Origin of the sequence: Bartonella sp. AA83SXKL (assembly GCF_042196965.1) — a bacterium.
In the GTDB taxonomy this organism is placed as follows: Bacteria; Pseudomonadota; Alphaproteobacteria; order Rhizobiales; family Rhizobiaceae; genus Bartonella.
This window is the reverse complement of sequence record NZ_JBHIRG010000123.1, coordinates 1-895: the sequence shown is the minus strand read 5'-3', so window position 1 is coordinate 895 and position 895 is coordinate 1. Positions and strand designations below refer to the sequence as shown.

The 895-nt window shown below is 55.2% G+C and carries 1 pseudogene; it reads right to left on the bottom strand.

The features are described from left to right. Positions 1-895 (bottom strand): annotated as a pseudogene (locus ACFINO_RS10060) (DUF637 domain-containing protein); the annotation flags it as partial.

Sequence of the window (895 nt, the reverse complement as noted above, 5' to 3'; positions counted from 1 at the left end):
CCGGCATCAACATTGCCACCGGCAAGGGCAGCGGCAACGCCCCCAGCAGCCCGTGCAACATCAATGGTGTGGTCTCTAAAGTCAGCAAACTGCGCATCAATCTTTGCGTTTATACGCGCTTCCTCTTCCGCAGTTGGGGTGCGACCGTTTAGGTCCCCATTTCCTCTTTCACAATGCCTTGCACCCACAATTGAAACTGGAGCATAGCAGTGGCTTCGCCCACAGCACCCCCCACAGCACCGGCAGAGCAAGCACCGCTCGCAACAGCGCCTTTTAAGCAGCCAAGACCGGCGTGGGCAACGATCTGTGTGACCGTGTCTATTTTGCCTTCAGCCTTGGCGGTACCGATTTCTTCCGCCAACGATTTGCCAACCGTATCAGACAGGGCGATGCGCAGATTGTTAAAAAAGTTCTTGTCAAGAGAGCCACCCTCAAGAGCCGTTTGCACGCCTGTGCCAATGGCGGCTTTGATCAAGTTCTTTTCCGCCTCACGGGTGATGCGATCAACCAGAGGAGCCGTTTTGGGCAAGGATTGCCCAACACCAGCCATTTCGGTTAGTTGGCTGGTTAAGCCCGCCGTTAACATCGACGAGACAATGCTGAGAACATTCTTTGAAGAGCCAAGCTCATGCAAGGCACCGGCAATATTGCCGCGATTATTGACAAGAGCCACAGCGCTTTTGTTAATCAGCGCTTGGACACCAGCCTGTATCGCCGCATTCATGGCCGTACTCGAGCCAAGCCCCAAAGCACCGGTAATGGCACTGGCAGCGCCCGAGGCTGCTCCACCCGTAACCGCCGTGACAGCCAATGCCACGAGAGCCGCACCGGCTTCTGTCAGCCCTTGGGCTTTATAATCCCAGTCTTTAAATTCAGCCTTAACTGCTTGCCAATC